The organism is Tabrizicola sp. BL-A-41-H6 (assembly GCF_050632395.1).
In the GTDB taxonomy this organism is placed as follows: domain Bacteria; phylum Pseudomonadota; class Alphaproteobacteria; order Rhodobacterales; family Rhodobacteraceae; genus JAUYQR01.
The window spans coordinates 566,841-587,441 of record NZ_CP192600.1; the positions used below are offsets into that span (position 1 = coordinate 566,841).

A 20,601-nucleotide genomic window follows, 5' to 3' on the forward strand; every position below is an offset into this window, starting at 1 on the left:
CGAAAGCGGGAAGCTAGGGCGTGGAGGTGACGCCGGTGGGTTGGCCGACGACCACGAAATGCAGCGCGTCGGGCTGGAACAGGCGGGCGGCGACGCGCTTCACATCGTCCAGCGTGACCGCCTCGATCTTGGCGTTGCGGGTGACGGCGTAGTCGATGGGCAGGCCTTCCATCTGCATTCCTACAAGGATGTTGGCGATCGGGCCGTTGCCGTCGAAGCGCAGGGGGTACGAACCGGTGAGGTAGGTCTTGGTTTTGGCAAGTTCATCCGCGGTGATGCCTTCGGTGGCGATCTTTGCCCATTCGGCGCGGGTCACCTTGATGGCTTCGGCCACCTTGTCGTTGGAGGCGGAGAACTGGCCAAGCACCAGTTCGGCATGGTCCATCGGCACGAGGTAGCTGCCGATGCCGTAGGTAAGGCCGCGCTTTTCGCGCACTTCGGTCATCAGGCGGGCCGAGAAGCGACCGCCGCCAAGCACTTCGTTCAGGATGAAGGCGGCGAAGAAATCGGGATCATCGCGGGTGATGCCCTGATGGCCGAAGTATACGGTGGATTGTGGGGTGGGGAAATCCTGCACCGTGACGCCAGGTTTCAGAAGATATGTGGCATCGGTCGGTTGCGGCGCGCCGGTGGCGGGCAGATCGCCAAGGAGCGTGTCCAGGAGCGGCCCGAGTTCGGCTGCGGTGATGTCACCGGCGGCGGCGACGTAGATGCGGTCGCGGGCCAGCGCGCCCTTGTGTGCGGCGATGACGTCGTCGCGGGTGAGGGCGGTGACGGTGTCGATCGTGCCATCGCCGCTTGAAGCATAGGGATGGTCGCCAAAAGCGAGGCGGTCGAAGATTTCAGGCGCGAGGCTGTCGGGGTCTTTCGCATCGGCGCGCAGGCCGGCGAGAACCTGACCACGGACACGGTCCACCGCGTCTTGATCGAAGCGCGGGTTCACAAGTGCGGAGCGCAGGAGCGACACGGCCTTGTCGCGGTTTTCCGTGAGGAACCGGGCCGAGACGCCGACGGAATCAGTGCCCGGATCGAAGGTGAACTTGGCGGCCAGGCTGTCGCGCGCTTCGGCGAAGGCGCGGCTGTCCATGTCATCGGCGCCCTCTTCCAAAAGGCCGGTCATCAGGTTCACGGCGCCGCGCTTTTCGGGAGCATCGAGCGAGGTGCCGCCGCGGAACTGGATTTCCAGTGCGGTGAAGGGGATGCCGTGGTCTTCGACGAGCCAGGCGGTGATGCCGCCGGGAGAGGTGACTTCCTGGATCTTCATCTCGGCCTGAGCGGGCAGAGCGAAGAGGACGAGTGCGGCGATCAGGCGGAGCATCATTCCTGTGCCTCCTCGGCTGCGGCGGGGGTGGCCGGGTCTTCGGGGCGGGTGAGGTAGCCGGTGACGGCATTGCGCCTGTCGAGCACTTTCGCTGCGACCGCGCGGACATCGTCGATGGTCACGGCACCAAGCGCTTCGTCCCAACCTTGGATATCGGCGAGGGAAAGACCGATGGAAAGTTCCTCGCCATAGGTGCGGGCAAGGCCCTGCACATCGTCCTTGGCGTAGATTTCATTGGCGCGGATCTGGGTCTTGATGCGTTCGAAGGCGTCGGCATCGGGGCCGTCCTTCAGGAACGTCGCGAGGACCTTGTCCATCGCGGCTTCGGCATCGGGAAGGGTGACGCCCGGAACCGGCACGACGACGAAGCCGAAGGTGGCATCGTCGATCGAGGTGCCGTCGTAGTAGGCCGTGGAATAAACCGCGATCTGGCTGTCGAACTGAAGCGCACGGGCAAGCACCGAGGTCTGGCCAGAACCGCCGAGAAGTTCGGCAAGAATGGTCAGGGCGGCGGCATCCTTTTGGTCGCCGGGGTCGCGTTCCGGCGCGAGGTAGGTGCGCATGACATAGGGCTCAGACACGCGTTCGTCGGCAAGCGACAGGCGGCGTTCGGACAGTTGCGGCGGTTCCTGGGGGCGGACGCGCGGGGTGATGCCTTCGGAGGGTTTCAGCGGGCCGAAGTGCTTTTCGGCCATCGCGCGCACGGCGTCGGGCGTCACGTCGCCGGCCACGACAAGGGTCGCGTTGTTTGGCGCGTAGAAGCGTTGGTAGTAGGTCAGCGCGTCTTCGCGGCTTAGCTGCTCCATCTCGTGGCGCCAGCCGATGATCGGCACGCCGTAGGGGTGGTTCAGGAACTGCGCCGCGCGCATCTGTTCGGACAAAAGCGCGCCGGGGCTGCTGTCGGTGCGCTGGGCGCGTTCTTCCAGAATGACCTGCCGTTCGGTGGTGACGTCGTCTTCGGTCAGGCGCAGGTTGCGCATCCGGTCGGCTTCCATCTCCATCATCAGGTCAAGCCGGTCGGCGGCGACCCGCTGAAAATAGGCGGTATAATCCCACGAGGTGAAGGCGTTGTCGTTGCCGCCCTGCGCCTCGACGATGGCGGAGAAATCGCCGGGGGCGATTTTTTCGGTACCCTTGAACATCAGATGTTCAAGGAAGTGCGCGATGCCGGAATGGCCGGCGGGTTCATCAGCGGCACCGACGCGGTACCAGACCATGTTGACCACGACCGGCGCGCGGTGATCTTCGATCACGACTACGTCGAGGCCGTTTTCAAGCTGGAAGTTGGTGACGGTTTCGGCGCTGGCGGCAAATGATACGCTGAAGGCAACTGCGGCCATAAGGCCGGTTCGTCTGAGCATGGGTAACCTCCGCCACTGCGCTGTGCATGAGTTGCAGGCTGGACGCCCACAATCAAGCCGTGGCCACGCGCTTGTTACTCTTCGTCGGGCTTGCGGGGTGGGGCAGAGGGGGTCTTTACCCCGGCTGCACGCCAGCGGGCCAGTTCGGCCTGCTGGTCAAGGCGCTGCTTGCGGTAGGCCTTGTAGTAGACGTTGACGTTGAACAGCCGTTCGAGGATGCGACCGTTGTTGTCGCGCCGCCATTCAAGGTCTTCCGAGGCGAGCGTGGAGCGGATGTTACCTTCGACGCCGAAGCGGGCAGCGTGGTTGTAAAGCGCGCTGTCGCCAGCCGGGATGCCGCCGGCGCTGCCGGGCTTGCCGCCAAGCGCCACGATGGCGTCATCGAGGGGCTGCGCGTCCGTCAGGTTGGCGCCACCAAGGGTTGGTTCCGGCAAGGTAGACAGGTCTTGCGGCATCGTCAGAGGCTTTGCCGGCAGGACGCCGAATTCGTCCGGACCCTCGCCGGTGCGCAGGTTCATCAGTTGCGGTGTGCCGTTTCCGGCGCATCCGGCAAGCACGAGCAGCGTCGCAACCGCGATCAACGCCTTGCCCCTTGCTGCCTGCATTGCTGCCTCCACTCCGTCTTTTTCCCGTCTTAGCCTAAAGCAATCCGATCGTCACGGGGTCTTTACCTGCGCCGCTTGCGGGGTTTTGCCGGTTTGTCGGATGCACCTGTGAAGATCACAAGGCCGATGGCGCCGACGAAGATTGCAATGTCAGCGACGTTGAAAGCATAGGGATTTTCGATACCGCAGCAGGACATGTTGAGAAAGTCGGCCACGGCGCCATAGACAATCCGGTCGATCACATTGCCGAGTGCGCCGCCGATCAGGAGGCCGGCGGCAAGTTCTGCCCGCAGGCCGGGGCTGTCGCGGCGAATCCACCACAACACCCATGCGGAGATGGCGATGGCGACGGCGATCAGCACCCAGCGCATGACGTCGGCGTTGTTGGCAAAGAGGCCGAAATTGATGCCGCGGTTCCATGCCATGCGGAACACGAGGTAGGGCGGGAAAACGTCGATCTCGCCCCGGTTGATCAGGTCGAGGCCCTGCACGATGGCCAGTTTCGAGATCTGGTCGATCACGAATGTCAGGGTGGCGGTGATGGCAAGGCGCCGCATGTCAGTGCCGGAAGTGACGCTGGTTGGTGAACACCATCGCCAACCCACGTTCGTTGGCGGCGGCGATCACCTCGTCGTCGCGCATCGAGCCGCCGGGCTGGATGATCGCGGTCGCGCCGGCTTCGGCAGCCGAGATCAGTCCGTCGGCGAAGGGAAAGAAGGCGTCGGAGGCGACGACCGCGCCTTGTGTAAGGGGCGCGGGCAGGCCGAGAGTTTCGGCCATGTCCTGTGCCTTGCGGGCGGCGATGCGGGTGCTGTCGACGCGGCTCATCTGGCCGGCACCGATGCCGACGGTGGCGCCGTCCCGGACATAGATGATGGCGTTCGACTTGACGTGCTTGGCGACGGTCCAGGCGAACATCAGGTCGGCCAGTTCCTTGTCGGTCGGGGTGCGTCTGGTTACGACCCGCAGGTCGGCCGGGGTAATGTGGCCTGCGTCGCGGTCCTGCACCAGAAAGCCGCCCGCGACCTGCTTGAAAGCAAGGGCTTTCGTCAGCGGGTCGGGCAATTCGGAGGTGAGGAGCAGGCGGAGGTTCTTCTTGGCGGCGAAGATCGCTTTTGCCGCGTCGCTGGCGCCGGGGGCGATGACGACCTCGGTGAAGATCTTGACGATTTCCTCGGCGGTTTCGGCGTCGAGCGGCTGGTTAAGCGCGACGATGCCACCAAAGGCCGAGGTCTGGTCGCAGACATAGGCGCGGCGGTAGGCTTCGGCCAGCGTGGATGCCTGGGCGACGCCGCAGGGGTTGGCGTGCTTGATGATGGCGCAGGCGGGCGCGCTGCCGGAAAATTCGGCCACCAGTTCAAAGGCGGCGTCGGTGTCGTTGATGTTGTTGTAAGACAGCTCCTTGCCCTGCATCTGGCGCGCGGTGGCAACGCCGGGGCGGCGCGTGCCATCGGTGTAGAAGGCGGCCTGCTGGTGCGGATTCTCGCCGTAGCGCAGGGTTTGCGCCAGTTTGCCGGCAAAGCTGCGGTAGCGCGGGGCCGGTTCGTCGATCTCGGCGGCGAACCAGGTGGCGACGGCGGTGTCGTAGGCGGCGGTGCGGGCGTAGGCGGTAAGGGCGAGCTTCTGGCGGAAGGCCATGCCGGTTGCGCCGTGATGCGCCTTCATCTGGTCGAGCAGTGCGTCGTAGTCGGCCGGATCGGTGACCACGGTGACGAAGCGGTGGTTCTTGGCGGCAGCGCGGATCATCGCTGGGCCGCCGATGTCGATGTTTTCGATGCAGGTGGCATGGTCGGCGCCGCGCGCCACGGTCTGTTCGAAGGGGTAGAGGTTGACGATCAGAAGGTCGATCGGCTCGATCCCGTGGGCGGCCATCGCGACAAGGTGTTCATCGTCGTCGCGCAGGGCCAGAAGGCCGCCGTGGACGTTGGGATGCAGGGTCTTGACCCGGCCGTCCATCATCTCGGGAAAGCCGGTCACGTCGGACACATCGCGGACCGACAGCCCCGCCGCGCGCAACATGCCCGAGGTGCCGCCGGTGGAGATGAGTTCCACCCCCTGTGCGGCCAGCGCGCGGGCAAGGTCCAAGAGGCCGGTCTTGTCGGACACGGAAATCAGCGCGCGTCCGATGGGAACGAGGTTGGTCATGCGGATAGCCCCTGTTCTGTCGCGGCGGGCAGGTCAGCTTTGGCCTTCAGGGTCGCTGCTTTCCAGATCCCGGATGGCGAGCGGAGTATCCTGCGCTTTCGCCAAGGTCCAGCCTATGCGCGTTTCAAAGCCGCGGGCGTGGCTTGCCAGCACGATCTGGGTGGTCGGCCGGGGGTTCAGGCGGCCTTTTTCAAAGTAGACCGAGGGTTGGAGCGACAATTTTGCGCCGCCGCTGAAGCGAAAGACCCAAATTTCACCACTGCGCAAAGCGAGCGAAATGGCGGTGCCGCCCAGATCGAGGGCGGCGTCGACTTCGGGGTGCAGGTGAAAGCGGATCGAGAAGGCGGCGCCGTCAAGGCGTGTTTCGGTCATCATGTCCTCGAACCGGCGGCGGGCGTCGGCAGTGAGGGCCGTCAGCGCATCGACCCCGGTAAAGCGGCGGCCATCCTGCGACAGGGTCAGCGCGCGGCTGGTGATGAGGCCGTGGCTTTTGAGCCAGCCGTCGTGGGCAAGGTAAAGGTCAGTGCCTTCGACGCCGACAGTCAGGCGCGACACGGTGATTGCGGCGCGGTCGGACAGTTCGGCGTCGGCTTTGCGGCTGAAGCGCGAGGATGACATGCCGTCCATCGAGAGCACGGAATGCGACGGCGTTGCCCGCCCGGCCATCCGCCATGCCGCACCGAAGGGCGCGCCGGAGCCGCAGTTGACGATTACGGCGCGGCGGCCCGAGGTCATTTCGAACGCGGTGGTCGAGGCGTGTGCGGTGGCTGCCGCGCGACCGCCGGGTGGGGCGGAGGCATCGACGATCACCGAGGTGCGCCGGCCGTTCAGGCGGGCGAAGCCCATCGCGATCGAGGGGGTGGCGCTGGCGCGCACCCCGGCCGAGGCGAGAGCTTGGTCAAGGCGACCCTCGACACCCTTGCCGCCGCCGTGGAAGCGGGCGAGATCGCCATCGGCGTGGCGCAGGGCGCGCAGGGCGGGCGCGATGCGCGCGATGGCATCGGCCAGATCGTGCGGCACATTGCGCGACGCCTCGGTCAACGCGGTGGCGGACCAGGTGAGAAGCGTCAGGACTTCGAGCAGTTCTTCGGGGTTGCGGGTGGGCAGGCCGCCTTCGGCGTCGATTTCCGTGCGACATTCGGTGGCGAGGGCGGCGGTTGCGGGGGCGATCAGCTTTTCCATCCCGATCAGGGAAATGCCGGCATAGACGAGGCCGGTCAGCGCCTCGAACCGGGGCAGGCCGGGGGCGGCGGCCTGCCAGCGACGCGACAGAAACGCCGATTGCTGCGACAGAGAGCGGTAATAGGCGACCGAGGCTTCCTTGTCGCGGCCGTTCAAAAGGAGGGTCGCGTGATGGACCCAGCGGATGATGCGGCGGCCGGTCAGATCGGGGGTCCAGCCGGGACCGAAGCCTGCGGAGTAGCGCGCGATCCAGGCCCAGGTCCAATCTTGCGCAAGGCTGCGGGCCGCCGGGCTGCCAAGGGCCGCCAGATCATCGAGCCACGCAAAGCCATGCGCATCGGCATCGAAGGCGGGGTCGGGCGAGGGAATGTCCCACAATAGTGTGCCGGGGGCTTCGGCGAAATGCCCGGAAAACAGGATGTTGCCAGAGACAAGCTGCTTGCCGCGCGCATAAAGGCCGATGCTGCGCGGTTCGGGTTGCGACACAAAACCCGCAGCCGGTTTTGCCCGCCGCGCCGCAAAGGCCGCGTAACGGTCGGCAAACCCGCTGCGCGGGGGTGTTGCGCTTGACTTCCGGCTCACTTCGCTGCCTCGCCTGTTCTGTCCGGTTGGCCCGGATCGTCAGGCTAAAGCATAACGTGACGGGAATGGCCTGTCACGCCAAAGGGGCAGGGTGCCCTGATCAGCGCAGGTGGTCGATGCGGGCCATGTATTGGGCAAGGTGGCTGACCTCGTCCAGCCAGCGGTGCAGCAGGCGTGGGTCGTGTGGTGCGGCGTGCACTCCGGCCGGGATTTCGCGGTTCAGCACCGCCTCGACCGCCAGCGACACCGGGACCGAGACGAGGCGCGACATGGCGGTGCCGCGCACATCGCCCCAGGCATCCAGCGCCCAGGTTTCGTGGTAGACCGGCTTGCCGTCCCGCTCGGCCTTCAGCGAGACGAATAGAACGACGCGGTCCGGCTCGCCTTCGGAGTAGGAGTTGTCTTTCAAAAGGGCCGCGGCGCGGGCTTCGAGGGCGGCATTGATCTCGGCCACGGGTTTGCCTTCGAGGCCTTCGATTTCGCGGAAAATGGGCGCCCATGCGTCAGACCAGCCGTTCAGGCGAATGGTGCCACGGACGAAATCGCGGACTTTCCAGTGCGGTTCGAAGCGATAGTCCTCCATGAAGGGATAGCTGTCGCGGTTGGGGTAAACCTCGAAGCTTTCGGGCTGCGGCAGGGGGGCGTCGTAGCGGGTGATCGCATCCCAGGGCCGCGCGACGCGCAGTTCGGTGAAGTGGCGAAGCGAGCGGGAGGGCGAGCGAAGCGCCTTCAAGACGCCAGCAGGGGCCCAGCTGAATTTATAGCGGAAGGCGTTGGCGATTTTCGGAACGCCGCCGCAGTAGGAGGTGAAGCTGAGGACGTTGTCGGCGTGATAGGCGGGCGAGGCGCGGTAGCGGGCGACAAGGTCATGCGCCATCAGGTGGTCGATGCCGGGGTCGAGGCCGACCTCGTTGACCGACACGAGGCCTGCGTTCCGGAACGCCTGATCCAGTTCGCGCATTTCCGGCGCGATGTAGGACGACGAGACAAAGTGTGCGCCCTTCGACAAGCAGGCCTTGGCGATGGCGACATGCTGGTCAGCGGGCAGCATTGAAATGGCAACATCGCCGGGTTCCAGGGCGTCGCGCAGCGCATCGAGGCTGTAGGCGCGGATGTCGTTCGTCAGATCGCCAACCTCGGCGCGGGCCTTTTCGACGGTGCGGTTCCAGACCGTGACCGGCTGGCCGCTTTCAACGATCAGGCGGCGAAGGCCGGGGACGGAGGAAAGGCCGGTGCCGCACCAGTGGATGGTCATGGGATGGTTCCTTCAGAGGGTGGCGATGTGACGGTCGAATTCGGTTTTCGCGCGGCCCCAGACGCCTTCGGTCAGCGCCGTGAGGGTGAGGAGAGAGGGGAGGAGCTGGGCCGCGTAGTCCTGCGACGATTCCACCGGCATCAGCGAGGGCAGGTTGTCGATGGCGGTCACGTCAAGCGGCGGATCGTCATGGACGCGCAGCGCAGGGGCGTCCCATTCGGTTGCGCGGTCGTAGACCTTGATCGGGGAAAAGTCCGAGGTCGGATCACAGGCGATGTCGCCGATCACGGTCAGTTTCCGGGGGTCGGTCTTGGCGGAGGCTGGAACGAACACCGGGCAACCGGGGCGGGCGAGGATGCAGTTGAGGAAAATCTCGTGCTGCAGCACTTCGGGGAAGGGGCCGCCGGATGCGGTTTCGGCCATGTCCCATCGGGTGACGGCAACGCCCATCGCGGTGCAAAGGTCTGCCGCCCCGGTGCCGACACGGCCAAGCGCGCCGATGATGATGGCGCGGGGGCGCGACAGGCCGTCAAGCTCGGTGGCGAGCTGGTCGAGCAGGGCGGCTTTCGACGGCACCTTGCGGACCGGGCCGGCGATACCGCCGCGCTGTTGCGCTGCCCAGCATTTCAGCGAAACGGCGGCACCGGCGTAACCGGCCCAGTAGCCGAAGGCCGCGACACGGCGGCCGTCTTCGCCCACGAGGTATTCCAGATCGTAAAGCGCGCCGCCGCCGGCCTTGAACCGTTTCAGCAGGTCCCGGCCTGCCGGTTGGCCCTTATAGGCATGGCCGAACATGATGTGGCGGTGGGTAAGCGGGGTGCCATCCTCGGGCAGTTCCTTGAGCCCGAAGATGATCGCATCTGCGGGGGCGTGGGGCCAGAGGTTTTCTGCCACGATCTCACAGCCCGCTTCTCGGTAGCCGTCTATCGGGATCGCGCGGACCGAGGACAGTTCGACCGAGACCTTGATGCCCGCCTTGACCAGCGCGGCGGCGCCTTCCGGCGTCAGCCCGACGCGTTCTTCGTTCGGGCGCTGTTCAGCGCGCACCCAGAGGTGGGTCATGATGTGGGTCCCCCGTAGCCTTGGCGACAGGATTAGCAGAACCGCAGGCGGGGAACAGGGGGGTTTGTGCTGTGCGAATTTGCACGTCAGTCGCGCATGTGGCGCACTTTCTATCTGGCCGCACAGGTTTATGTTGGGGTCAAGCGGCGCATGGCGCGCCACAGGACAAGGACGCAAGCGATGACCACGCGCATTCCAGGCATTCACCACGTCACGGCCATTTCCGGCCCGGCGCAAGCCAACGTCGCCTTCTACACCGGGCCGCTGAAGCAGCGGCTGGTGAAAAAGACGGTGAACTTCGACGATCCCGGCACGTACCATCTGTATTACGCCGACCCGAAGGGCAGCCCCGGCACGGTGCTGACGTTCTTTCCGTTCGCGGATGCCGGGCCGGGGCAGGCCGGGCCGGGGATGGCTTCGGCCTATGCCTATGCCGTTCCGGCGGCTGGCTTTGACGCGCTGATCGCTGATCTGAAAGCAGTTGCGCTGGAGGTTTCGGCGCCCTCGTTGCGGTTTGGCGAGCGGGTCGTCACGGTGAAAGACCCCGACGACGCGCCGGTGGAACTGATCGAAAGCGCAACGGCGACCGATATGCATGGGTTCCATTCCGTGACGCTGTGGGAACGCGAGCCGGACAAGACGGCGCGCATCCTGACCGACGTGTTCGGCTATGAGGCCGTGGGCAGTGAAAAGCTGAACGGGGTGGAGCGGCTGCGGCTGAAGGCGCCGGGGGCGGAGCGCGGCAACATCATCGACATCATCCGCACCGATGCGGTGGTGCGCGGACGGCCGGGCAAAGGCACGATCCACCATGTGGCGTTCCGGGCGCGGACGCAGGACGAACAGCATGGCTGGCAAGAGGCGCTGGCGCGGGTCGGGCACCGGACGACCGATGTGATCGACCGGCAATATTTCAACGCGATCTACTTCCGCGAACCCGGTGGCGTGCTATTCGAGATTGCCACCGATCCGCCGGGCTTTGCGGTGGACGAACCCGAAGCGACGATGGGGTCGAAACTAATGCTGCCGCCACAGTACGAGCCGATCCGCGAACGGATCGAGCAGGTTTTGCCGAAGTTGACGGTGGCATCGTGAGACGCGTGGGGCCAACCTCGGGCGCGCGGGTGGGCATCGTTCTGGCGCATGGCAGGGGCGGCAACAGCGAGGATATCATTGGGCTGATGCAGTATGCCGGGCTGACGGATGTGGCCGCCTTGGCACCGGATGCGCCGGGGCAAAGCTGGTGGCCGACTTCGTTTCTGGCACCTGCGGCGACGCTTGCACCTTATGTTGAGCGGGGCGTGGACACGTTGATGCAGGGCGTGGCGGCGCTGGAGGCGGAGGGCGTGCCGCGCGGGTCGATCTGGCTGGGCGGCTTCAGCCAGGGCGCTGGGCTGGCGCTGGAGACGTTCGCGCGGCGCGGCGAGGGTCTGGCCGGCGTGTTCGGGTTTTCGGGCGGGCTTTTGGGAACAGGCGACGGTGATGCCACGCCCGACCCCGCGCTTTACGGTCATGGCCAGAAGCGGTTCGACTATTCGGGCCGCCGTGACGGTGCCAAGGCGTGGATTTCCGTGCATGAGCGTGACCCCCATATTCCCCTGAAACGGGTCAGGGACAGTGTCGCGGCGCTGCAGGCGATGGGGGCCGAGGTCGGATCAGTGGTTTACCCGGGCTCAGGCCATTCGGTGATGCCCGAGGACATGGCAAAGTTGCGGGCTTGGCTGGGGTGAAATTTGCACTGTGAAGCCGCGCCATCCTGCGGTATTTCGGCAAGCGATGAGTTTTGCCGAGTGGATGCTTGATGCAGATTGAACCGACCGAATTGCCGGACGTGATTATCCTGACCCCGCGCCGTTTTGGCGACGACCGAGGGTGGTTCACCGAAACCTGGAATGCCGGCACGATGGCCCAGGCGGGGCTTGACCTGCCATGGGTGCAGGACAACCACTCGATGTCGGCGGTCGTAGGCACGGTGCGCGGCCTGCACTTTCAGGCGCCGCCGCGCGCTCAGGACAAACTGGTGCGGTGTTCGCGCGGGGCGATCCTTGACGTGGCGGTGGACGTGCGCGTCGGCTCGCCCCATTTCGGCCGCTGGGTGGGGGTGGAGCTGACGCCGGAAAATGGGCGGCAGTTGCTGGTGCCGAAGGGGTTTCTGCACGGCTTTGTCACCCGCGCGCCGATGACTGAGGTGCAGTACAAATGCACTGATGTCTATGCCCCCGACTGCGACGGTGCGGTACGCTGGGACGACCCGGATATCGGTATCGTCTGGGGGCTTTCGGGCGCTCCCGTGCTATCGGCCAAGGATCAGGCGGCACCTCTGTTGCGCGATTTCAAATCGCCTTTCGTGTGGGGGCAGGCATGAAGCTTCTGGTAACCGGCGGGGCGGGGTTCATCGGGTCTGCCGTGGTGCGGCTGGCCGTGGCGCGGGGGCATGAGGTAGTGAACCTTGATGCGCTGACTTATGCCGCCTGCCTTGAGAATGTGGCCTCGGCTGCAACGTCGAACCTTTATTCGTTCGAGCAGGCGGATATCCGGGACCGGGCGAGCCTTGACCGGATCTTCGATTTGCACCGCCCGGATGTGGTGATGCATCTGGCTGCGGAAAGCCATGTCGACCGCAGCATCGACGGGCCGTCGGATTTCATCGAGACGAACATCACCGGCACGTTCAACATGTTGGAGGCCGCGCGGCGGTTCTGGGCGGCTCAGGGCAAGCCTGCGGGGTTTCGGTTCCACCACATCTCGACCGACGAGGTGTTCGGCACTTTGGGCGAGACCGGGCAGTTCACCGAAGACACGCCCTATGCGCCGAACAGCCCCTATTCGGCGTCGAAGGCAGCCAGTGACCATCTGGTGCGGGCCTGGGCGGAGACGTACGGGCTGCCGGTGGTGATGACGAACTGTTCCAACAACTATGGGCCGTTTCACTTTCCCGAAAAGCTGATCCCCGTGGTGATCCTGAACGCGCTGCATGGACGGGAGATCCCGGTTTATGGCAAGGGCGAGAACGTGCGTGACTGGCTTTATGTCGAAGACCATGCCGACGCGCTGCTGACGGTGCTGGAAAAGGGTGCGCTTGGCCGCAGCTACAACATCGGCGGCGAGAACGAGGCGCGCAATATCGACATCGTGCGTATGATCTGTGCGCTCTTGGACGAGATGCGGCCACAGGGGGCACCGCATGATCGGTTGATCACCTTCGTCACCGACCGTCCGGGGCACGACGCGCGCTATGCGATTGATCCGACGCGGATTCGCAATGAACTCGGCTGGCGGCCTTCGGTCACGCTGGAGGAAGGGTTGCGCCGCACGGTGCGCTGGTATCTGGACAACGAGGCGTGGTGGCGTCCCTTGCTGGAGCGGCAGGGCGTGGGCCAGCGGCTTGGGGTGAAGGCGTGAGGGTTCTGGTGTTTGGCGAGACCGGGCAGGTCGCGCGGGAACTTTTGCGGAGAGCGCCGGCGGGCGTGACGGTCACGGCTCTGGGGCGGGATCGGGCGGACCTGTCGGACCCGTCGACCTGCGCGCTGGCGATTGACCGGGGCGCCTTCGACGCGGTGATCAACGCGGCGGCGTGGACGGCGGTGGACAAGGCCGAGGCCGAGGAAGCGGCGGCGCTGGTGGTGAACGGCGATGCGCCTGCCGCGATGGCGCAGGCGGCGGCAGCCAAGGGCGTGCCGTTCCTGCATGTCTCGACGGATTACGTCTTTGACGGTGCGGGCGACCAGCCGTTCCGGCCCGATCACCCGACAGCGCCTTTGGGGGCCTACGGCCGCACCAAGCTGGCGGGCGAAGTGGGCGTTCGGGCCGCGGGTGGCAAGCATCTGATCTTGCGAACGTCATGGGTGGTGTCGGTGCACGGGGCGAATTTCGTCAAGACGATGCTGCGGCTTGGCCGAGACCGGGAAAGTCTGAACGTGGTCGCCGACCAGATCGGCGGGCCAACACCGGCGGCAGCGATAGCGGATGCGCTGTTCGTGGCGGCGCGGGAGATGGTGGGCGGTGCTGCGGGCGGGACGCACCACTTTTCGGGCGCGCCGGATGCCAGTTGGGCGGACTTTGCGCGCGAGATCATGGCGCGGGCAGGCTTGGCTTGCACGGTCAACGACATCCCTTCGTCGGCCTATCCGACACCCGCGAAACGGCCGCTCAACTCGCGGCTGGATTGTTCTGCGCTGGCGACTGCTTATGGCATCGCGCGGCCCGATTGGCGGGCGGGACTTGACGAAATCCTGAAGGAGCTTGGCGCATGAAACGCAAGGGCATCATTCTGGCGGGTGGCACGGGGTCGCGGTTGTGGCCGATCACCATTGGCGTGTCGAAGCAGCTTTTGCCGATCTACGACAAGCCGATGATCTACTATCCTTTGTCCGTGCTGATGCTTGGCGGCATCCGCGAGATTGGTGTGATCACCACGCCGGACGACCAGCCACAGTTTCAGCGTCTGCTCGGTGATGGCAGCCAGTGGGGCCTTTCGTTGACGTGGATCGTGCAACCGTCGCCAGACGGGTTGGCGCAGGCCTATCTGTTGGCAAAGGATTTTCTGGACGGCGCGCCATCGGCTATGGTCTTGGGCGACAACATCTTTTTCGGTCACGGCTTGCCGGAAGCGATGGCCTCGGCTGATGCGCATCCTGCGGGCGGCACGGTCTTTGGCTACCGTGTGGCCGACCCGGAGCGCTATGGCGTGGTGGCCTTCGATGCGGCGGGGAACGTGTCTGCGATCATCGAAAAGCCGGAAAAGCCGCCATCGAATTACGCCGTTACCGGGCTTTACTTCCTTGATGGTCGCGCACCGGAGCTGGCGGCGCAGGTGAAGCCGTCACCCCGGGGCGAGTTGGAGATTGCCGACCTGCTGGAGATCTACCGGGCCGAGGGTTCGCTTCGGGTCGAACGGATGGGACGTGGCTATGCGTGGCTGGATACCGGCACGCAGGCCAGTCTGCTGGATGCCGGGAACTTTGTGCGCACGCTAGAGGAACGGCAGGGCTTGCAGGTGGGGTCGCCCGACGAGATTTCCTACCGGCAGGGCTGGATCACCCGCGAGGGGTTTGCTGCGCGGGCCAAGCTGTTCGCCAAAAGCTCGTATGGCAAGTATCTGGCGAGCGTCCTTAAGGAGTGATCATGCGGCCAGCGGACGGTGGATGGCGTTCGCGGCCTCCAGCACCAAGGGGCGCAGACCGGTGCCGCCGGCGTCGATCAGGTCGAACAACTGGCGGCGCATCCGGGGTTCCCAGAAGTCGTTGATGTGGCTGGCGACGCCTTGGACGCCTTCGTCATGGGGCTTTGATTCCATGAAAAGCGCGATCTGATTGGCCATATGAACCAGTTTTTCAGCCGACATGGCTATCCTCCGTCAGGCGGTCTGTGTGGGTGAAAACCTCGAACCGGTCGGGCCGGGCGAGGGCGATGAGGGTGATGCCGGCGTGGTCGGCAAGGGTCACGGCGTCGGCGGTGGGGGCCGAGACGGCGATGATCATCGGCGCGCCCAGCATGGCGACCTTTTGCACCATGTCGATCGACACGCGGCTGGTCAGGACCACCGCGCCGACCGGCTGGGTGCCCGCACGGACCATTGAGCCGGCAAGTTTATCAAGCGCGTTGTGGCGGCCCACGTCTTCGCGAGAGGCCACGATTCGCCCCCCCGCCCAGAACCCGGCGCAATGGACGGCGCGGGTGGCGTCGTGAAGGCGCTGCTGGCCGGGAAGGGCGGAAATGGCTGCCATAACCTGGCTGGCGGACGTCTGGAAAGTGTATGGCAAAACGTATGGCACGTCGCGCAGCGCCTGGTCGATGCTGTCGATGCCGCAAAGGCCGCAACCGACCGGGCCGGTCATGGTGCGGCGGCGGGCGGCGAGGCGTGTTTCGGCCTCGGGGTGGAGCCAGATCTGGACGTCGCGGCCCTTGGGCAGGGTCACGATTTCGACCGACAGGATTTCGTCCGGTCTGGCGATGCCTTCGGTCAGGGCAAAACCGTAGGCGAAGTCTTCCAGATCGTCGGGGGTGGCCATCATCACGGCCTGGGTGGTTCCGTTGAAAGAAAGGGCGACGGCCACCTCTTCGGGCAGCATCCGGCTGCCGGGGTCTACCCGGGTGCCGAATGCCAGTCGAGGGGTGGCCCTTGCGCCGATCATCTTGCGCCGATCATTCAGCAGCAGGCAGGATGCGGCGCGAGCGGGCGGCGTGTTCGGCGTAGTTCAACTGCCATTCCGACGGGCCGTTCGACGGGCTGACCTGCACGGCGGTCACCTTGTATTCCGGGCAGTTCGTCGCCCAATCGGAAAAGTCGGTGGTGATGACGTTGGCCTGCGTTTCGGGGTGGTGGAAGGTGGTGTAGATCACCCCCGGCATGACGCGGTCGGTGATCGTGGCGCGCAGCGAGGTTTCGCCGGAGCGGGAGGCGAGGCGGACCCAGTCGCCTTCCTTGACGCCGCGCACTTCGGCGTCGTGCGGGTGGATTTCCAAGAGATCCTCGGCATGCCAGGCGGTGTTGGCGGTGCGGCGCGTCTGCGCGCCGACGTTATACTGGCTGAGGATGCGCCCGGTGGTGAGCAGGAGCGGGAAGCGCGGGCCGGTGCGTTCGTCGGTGGCGACGTATTCGGTGCGGATGAACTTGCCGCGACCACGCACGAAGCCGTCGATGTGCATGAGGGGCGTGCCTTCGGGCGCGGCCTCGTTGCAGGGCCACTGGACGGAGCCCATGGTTTCGAGCTTTTCGTAGCTAACCCCGGCGAAGGACGGCGTGAGCATGGCGATTTCGTCCATGATCTGGGACGGGTGGGTGTAGGTCCAGTTCGCGCCCATCGCGTTGGCGAAGAGCTGGGTGACTTCCCAATCGGCATAGCCGTTGCGCGGGGCCATGACCTTGCGGACGCGGTTGATGCGGCGTTCGGCGTTTGTGAACGTTCCGTCCTTTTCAAGGAAGGATGAGCCGGGGAAGAAGACGTGGGCGTAGTTTGCGGTCTCGTTCAGGAACAGGTCCTGTACGATGACGCAGTCCATCGCGGCAAGGCCGGCGGCGACGTGCTTGGTGTCGGGGTCGGATTGCAGGATGTCTTCGCCCTGGCAGTATAGGCCTTTGAAGCTGCCCTCGACGGCGGCGTCCAGCATGTTCGGGATGCGCAGTCCCGGTTCATTGTCGATGGTGACGCCCCACATGTCTTCGAACACCGAACGGACCGCATCGTTCTTGACGTGGCGGTAGCCCGGCAGTTCGTGCGGGAACGATCCCATGTCGCAGGAGCCTTGCACGTTGTTCTGGCCGCGCAAGGGGTTCACGCCCACGCCGGGGCGGCCGATGTTGCCGGTGAGCATGGCAAGGTTGGCGATCCCGATGACGGTGGTGGAGCCTTGGCTGTGTTCGGTAACGCCGAGGCCGTAGTAGATGGCGCCGTTGCCGCCCATCGCGTAAAGCCTTGCAGCGGCACGCAATTCATCGGCCTTCACGCCGGTGAGGAGTTCCGTCGCTTCGGGCGAATGGTTGGGCTGGCTGACGAATTCGGCGTAATCCTGGAATTCGTCCCAGTCGCAGCGCTCGCGGATGAAGGCCTCGTCGAAGAGGCCTTCGGTCACGATGGTGTGGGCGATGGCGGTGATCACGGCGACGTTGGTGCCGGGGCGGACGGGCAGGTGGTGGGCTGCCTTCACGTGCGGACCATCGACGAGGTCGATGCGGCGCGGGTCGATGACGATGAGCTTGGCGCCCTTGCGGAGGCGCTTTTTCAGGCGGCTGGCGAAGACCGGGTGGCCGTCGGTCGGGTTGGCGCCGATGATCACGACGACGTCGGTTTCCTCGACAGAATCGAAGTCTTGCGTGCCGGCGGAGGTGCCGAAGGTTTGCCCCAGGCCATAGCCGGTGGGCGAATGGCAGACGCGGGCGCAGGTATCCGTATTGTTGTTCATGAATACGGCGCGGGTCAGCTTTTGCACAAGGAAAGCTTCCTCGTTGGTGCAACGCGAGGAGGTGATGACGCCCACGGACTGGCGGCCATGCTTGGCCTGGATAGCCTTCATCCGGTTAGCGGCGAATTCCATCGCCTCGGGCCAGGAGACTTCCTTCCACGGATCGGCGATGTTGTCGCGGATCATCGGGTTCAGAATGCGCTCCTTGTGGCTGGCGTAGCCATAGGCGAAGCGGCCCTTGACGCAGGAATGGCCACGGTTGGCCTTGCCGTGCTTGTAGGGGGTCATGCGGACCAGCTCGTCGCCGCGCATTTCGGCCTTGAAGCTGCAGCCGACGCCGCAATAGGCGCAGGTGGTGATGACGCTGTGTTCGGGGGTTCCGATCTCGATGATCGACTTTTCCTGCAGGGTGGCGGTCGGGCAGGCCTGCACGCAGGCACCGCAGGACACGCAGTCCGATGCGAGGGCGTTGTCGGTCTTCGCGCCAAATGAAACGCGGCTGTCCCAGCCACGGCCTTCGATGGTGAGGGCGAAGGTGCCTTGCACTTCCTCGCAGGCCCTAACGCACCGGGAACACACGATACATTTCGCCGGGTCGTAGGTGAAATAGGGGTTGGAGTCGTCCTTTGGCATCCACTGCGTGTTGGCTTCGCCGGAGGTGTTCTTCGGCTTGAAGTGGGTGTCGACAGCCTCATAGCGAACGTCGCGCAAGCCGACTGCGCCGGCCATGTCCTGCAACTCACAGTCGCCATTGGCCGAGCAGGTCAGGCAATCGAGGGGGTGGTCGGAGATGTAAAGCTCCATCACGCCGCGGCGAAGCTGCTTCAGCTTGGCGTTCTGGGTGTGGACTTTCAGGCCGGGGGCAACGGGGGTGGTACAGGAGGCGGGGGTGCCGTTGCGGCCTTCGATTTCCACGAGGCAGAGGCGGCAGGAACCGAAGGCGTCGATGCTGTCGGTGGCACAGAGTTTCGGCACGGAAATGCCGGCCTCGGCGGCGGCGCGCATGATCGAAGTGCCTTCGGGCACGGTCACGTCGAAGCCGTCGATGGTCAATGTGACCATCTGTTTGCTTTTGGCTGCCGGGGTGCCGAAATCGCGGTCCGGGATGATGAAGTCTTTCATTCGGCGGCCTCTTTCATCGGGGCGAAATCATCGGGGAAATGGGTGAGGGCGGACATCACCGGGTAGGGAGTGAACCCACCAAGGGCGCAGAGAGAACCGGCCTTCATGGTATTGCACAGGTCGGTCAGAAGCGGGATGGCGGCGGCGTCGCCCTTGGCGATGCGGTCCATGGTTTCCACGCCACGCACCGCGCCGATGCGGCAGGGGGTGCACTTGCCGCAGGATTCGATGGCGCAGAATTCCATCGCGAAGCGGGCCTGTTTCAGCATGTCGGCGCTGTCGTCGAAGATCGTCAGGCCAGCGTGGCCGATCAGGCCGCCCTGACCTGTAAATTCCTCGTAGCCGAAGGGCGTGGCGAAATCGGAGCGGGGGTGGTAGGCGCCGAGGGGGCCGCCGACCTGCACCGCCTTGACGGCGCGACCCGAGGCGCAACCGCCTGCAATATCATCAACAATCTGGCCGAGGGTGAGGCCGAAAGCGGTCTCGTAAAGTCCGCCGAAGCGGACGTTGCCGGCGATCTGCAGGGGGATCGTGCCGCGCGAACGGCCAAGGCCGAAGTCCTTGTAGAAGGCCGCGCCACGTTCGAAGATCACCGGGATGGTGGCGAGGGAAATCACGTTGTTGACGACGGTGGGCTTGCCCATGAAGCCCTCGAGGGCCGGAAGCGGCGGCTTGGCGCGGACGACGCCGCGCTTGCCTTCGAGACTGTTCAGGAGCGAGGTTTCCTCGCCACAGACGTAAGCGCCTGCGCCGACGCGGATTTCGATGTCGAAAGCCGGGCCAGTGCCGAGGACGCTTGCGCCGAGCACTCCCGCTTGGCGGGCGATGGTGCAGGCAGATTCCATCACGCGGATCGCGACGGGGTATTCCGAACGGATGTACACAAACCCCTTGGTCGCGCCGGTTGCGAGGCCCGCGATGACCATGCCTTCGATCAGGGTGAAGGGGTCGCCTTCCATCAGCATCCGGTCGGCAAAGGTGGCGCTGTCACCCTCATCGGCGTTGCAGACGATGTATTTGCGGTCGGCCACAGCCTCGGACACGGTTTTCCACTTGATGCCGGTTGGGAAGCCCGCGCCGCCACGGCCACGCAGGCCAGAGGCGGTAACCTCGGCGACGATCTCGGCTTTCGGCAAGGCGAGCGCGCGGCGGAGGCCGGTGAGGCCGCCGAGCGCCTCGTATTCGGTGAGCGACAGGGGGTCGACGATGCCGACGCGGGCGAAGGTCAGGCGGGTCTGACCTTTCATCCACGGCAGGTCGGCGACCGGGCCGAGGGCCTTGGGGTGGGAGGCGAGATTACCGAACAGGGCGGGGACGTCGGTGAGGGTGAAGGGTCCGAAGCCTACGCGGCCCGATGGTGTGATGACCTCGACCAGCGGTTCAAGCCAGACCATGCCGTGCGAGCCGTTGCGGATGATTTCAACCGGCAGGCCGCGACCGGCGGCCTCGGCTTCGATGGCGGCGGCGATGTCGTCTGCGCCAAGGGCGACTGCGACGGTGTCGAGGGGGATGTAGATCTTCATGCGCGGGCCTCGGCGATCAGGGCATCGACGCGGGCCTCGTCGCAGCGGGCGATGGGCTTGCCGTCAAGCATGGCGGCGGGGCCGCAGGCGCAGAGGCCAAGGCAGAACACAGGTTCCAGCGTGACCGCGCCGTTCAGCGTCGTGCCGTGCCAATCGACCCCAAGCGCCTTTTGCGCATGGGCGGCGACGCGGTCGGCACCCATCGCCTGACAGGCCTCGGCCCGGCACAGTTTCAGGACGTGGCGGCCCGCGGGGGCTTCGCGGAAATCGTGGTAGAAGGTGACGACGCCATGCACTTCGGCCTTGGAGAGGTTGAGCGCCTTGGCGATCACCGGCAGAGCCGACTGGGGAACGTGGCCAAACTCGGCCTGAACGGCGTGGAGGATGGGAAGGAGTGGGCCTTCCATCCCTTGATGTGCCTCGAGAATATGCTCGATCCGGTCGGTTACGGTGGCAGCATCAAGCATCTCGTGTTCCTCGCATCGCTTGAGGGGGTCATACGCAGATTGATAGGAAAATCAATCTCGATATACCGTCAAAC

At 65.3% G+C, this 20,601-nt stretch carries 19 protein-coding genes; 6 read left to right on the top strand and 13 right to left on the bottom strand.

Annotated elements, in window-relative coordinates; genetic code table 11:
* Positions 1 to 13: 13 nt before the first annotated feature.
* From ACROUL_RS02860 to ACROUL_RS02895, 8 genes are all read right to left on the bottom strand, one after another.
* On the bottom strand, positions 14 to 1,321 hold the full coding sequence (locus tag ACROUL_RS02860) for a M16 family metallopeptidase (RefSeq protein ID WP_431298042.1): 1,308 nt from the start codon (positions 1,319 to 1,321) through the stop codon (positions 14 to 16).
* Complete coding sequence (locus ACROUL_RS02865; RefSeq protein ID WP_431298043.1) at positions 1,318 to 2,682, bottom strand: M16 family metallopeptidase; 1,365 nt, start codon at positions 2,680 to 2,682, stop codon at positions 1,318 to 1,320. The genes ACROUL_RS02860 and ACROUL_RS02865 overlap by 4 nt, the downstream gene beginning before the upstream one ends.
* 74 nt (positions 2,683 to 2,756) lie before the next feature.
* The gene (locus ACROUL_RS02870; RefSeq protein ID WP_431298044.1) at positions 2,757 to 3,287 is read right to left on the bottom strand and encodes a DUF3035 domain-containing protein; all 531 of its coding nucleotides are present in this window, start codon (positions 3,285 to 3,287) and stop codon (positions 2,757 to 2,759) included.
* 62 nt (positions 3,288 to 3,349) lie between these two features.
* Positions 3,350 to 3,844: a signal peptidase II gene (gene lspA, locus ACROUL_RS02875; protein ID WP_431298045.1), complete on the bottom strand. Its 495-nt coding sequence runs from the start codon at positions 3,842 to 3,844 to the stop codon at positions 3,350 to 3,352.
* 1 nt (position 3,845) lies between these two features.
* Positions 3,846 to 5,432: a bifunctional phosphoribosylaminoimidazolecarboxamide formyltransferase/IMP cyclohydrolase gene (purH, locus tag ACROUL_RS02880; protein WP_431298046.1), complete on the bottom strand. Its 1,587-nt coding sequence runs from the start codon at positions 5,430 to 5,432 to the stop codon at positions 3,846 to 3,848.
* Positions 5,433 to 5,465: 33 nt separating this feature from the next.
* Entirely contained in the window at positions 5,466 to 7,196 is a 1,731-nt protein-coding gene (locus tag ACROUL_RS02885; RefSeq protein ID WP_431298047.1) for a heparinase II/III family protein, read from the bottom strand.
* A gap of 100 nt (positions 7,197 to 7,296) precedes the next feature.
* Complete coding sequence (locus ACROUL_RS02890; RefSeq protein WP_431298048.1) at positions 7,297 to 8,451, bottom strand: saccharopine dehydrogenase family protein; 1,155 nt, start codon at positions 8,449 to 8,451, stop codon at positions 7,297 to 7,299.
* Positions 8,452 to 8,463: 12 nt separating this feature from the next.
* On the bottom strand, positions 8,464 to 9,513 hold the full coding sequence (locus ACROUL_RS02895; RefSeq protein ID WP_431298049.1) for a saccharopine dehydrogenase: 1,050 nt from the start codon (positions 9,511 to 9,513) through the stop codon (positions 8,464 to 8,466).
* Positions 9,514 to 9,693: 180 nt separating this feature from the next.
* On the opposite strand from ACROUL_RS02895, the gene ACROUL_RS02900 reads away from it, so the two are divergent.
* From ACROUL_RS02900 to rfbA, 6 genes are all read left to right on the top strand, one after another.
* Positions 9,694 to 10,608, top strand: a complete 915-nt coding sequence (locus ACROUL_RS02900) for a ring-cleaving dioxygenase (protein ID WP_431298050.1) — start codon at positions 9,694 to 9,696, stop codon at positions 10,606 to 10,608.
* The gene (locus ACROUL_RS02905; protein ID WP_431298051.1) at positions 10,605 to 11,243 is read left to right on the top strand and encodes an alpha/beta hydrolase; all 639 of its coding nucleotides are present in this window, start codon (positions 10,605 to 10,607) and stop codon (positions 11,241 to 11,243) included. Before ACROUL_RS02900 ends, ACROUL_RS02905 begins: the two co-directional genes overlap by 4 nt.
* 71 nt (positions 11,244 to 11,314) lie before the next feature.
* Positions 11,315 to 11,878 (top strand): dTDP-4-dehydrorhamnose 3,5-epimerase, encoded by a 564-nt coding sequence (gene rfbC, locus ACROUL_RS02910; protein WP_431298052.1) that lies wholly within the window; start codon positions 11,315 to 11,317, stop codon positions 11,876 to 11,878.
* Entirely contained in the window at positions 11,875 to 12,915 is a 1,041-nt protein-coding gene (gene rfbB, locus ACROUL_RS02915; protein WP_431298053.1) for a dTDP-glucose 4,6-dehydratase, read from the top strand. Before rfbC ends, rfbB begins: the two co-directional genes overlap by 4 nt.
* On the top strand, positions 12,912 to 13,766 hold the full coding sequence (rfbD, locus tag ACROUL_RS02920) for a dTDP-4-dehydrorhamnose reductase (RefSeq protein ID WP_431298054.1): 855 nt from the start codon (positions 12,912 to 12,914) through the stop codon (positions 13,764 to 13,766). Before rfbB ends, rfbD begins: the two co-directional genes overlap by 4 nt.
* Complete coding sequence (gene rfbA / locus ACROUL_RS02925) at positions 13,763 to 14,635, top strand: glucose-1-phosphate thymidylyltransferase RfbA (RefSeq protein WP_431298055.1); 873 nt, start codon at positions 13,763 to 13,765, stop codon at positions 14,633 to 14,635. The genes rfbD and rfbA overlap by 4 nt, the downstream gene beginning before the upstream one ends.
* On the opposite strand, the gene ACROUL_RS02930 is transcribed toward rfbA, so the two are convergent.
* From ACROUL_RS02930 to ACROUL_RS02950, 5 genes are read right to left on the bottom strand one after another with little or no spacing between them, the layout of a single operon-like run.
* Positions 14,636 to 14,857: a formate dehydrogenase subunit delta gene (locus tag ACROUL_RS02930; protein WP_305567625.1), complete on the bottom strand. Its 222-nt coding sequence runs from the start codon at positions 14,855 to 14,857 to the stop codon at positions 14,636 to 14,638.
* On the bottom strand, positions 14,847 to 15,647 hold the full coding sequence (gene fdhD, locus ACROUL_RS02935; RefSeq protein WP_431298056.1) for a formate dehydrogenase accessory sulfurtransferase FdhD: 801 nt from the start codon (positions 15,645 to 15,647) through the stop codon (positions 14,847 to 14,849). Before fdhD ends, ACROUL_RS02930 begins: the two co-directional genes overlap by 11 nt.
* A gap of 10 nt (positions 15,648 to 15,657) precedes the next feature.
* Positions 15,658 to 18,537 (bottom strand): formate dehydrogenase subunit alpha, encoded by a 2,880-nt coding sequence (gene fdhF / locus ACROUL_RS02940; RefSeq protein ID WP_431298057.1) that lies wholly within the window; start codon positions 18,535 to 18,537, stop codon positions 15,658 to 15,660.
* A complete protein-coding gene (locus ACROUL_RS02945; protein WP_431298058.1) occupies positions 18,534 to 20,060 on the bottom strand; it encodes an NADH-ubiquinone oxidoreductase-F iron-sulfur binding region domain-containing protein in 1,527 nt (508 codons plus the stop codon). The genes fdhF and ACROUL_RS02945 overlap by 4 nt, the downstream gene beginning before the upstream one ends.
* A complete protein-coding gene (locus ACROUL_RS02950; RefSeq protein ID WP_431298059.1) occupies positions 20,057 to 20,527 on the bottom strand; it encodes a formate dehydrogenase subunit gamma in 471 nt (156 codons plus the stop codon). Before ACROUL_RS02950 ends, ACROUL_RS02945 begins: the two co-directional genes overlap by 4 nt.
* Positions 20,528 to 20,601: the final 74 nt, after the last annotated feature.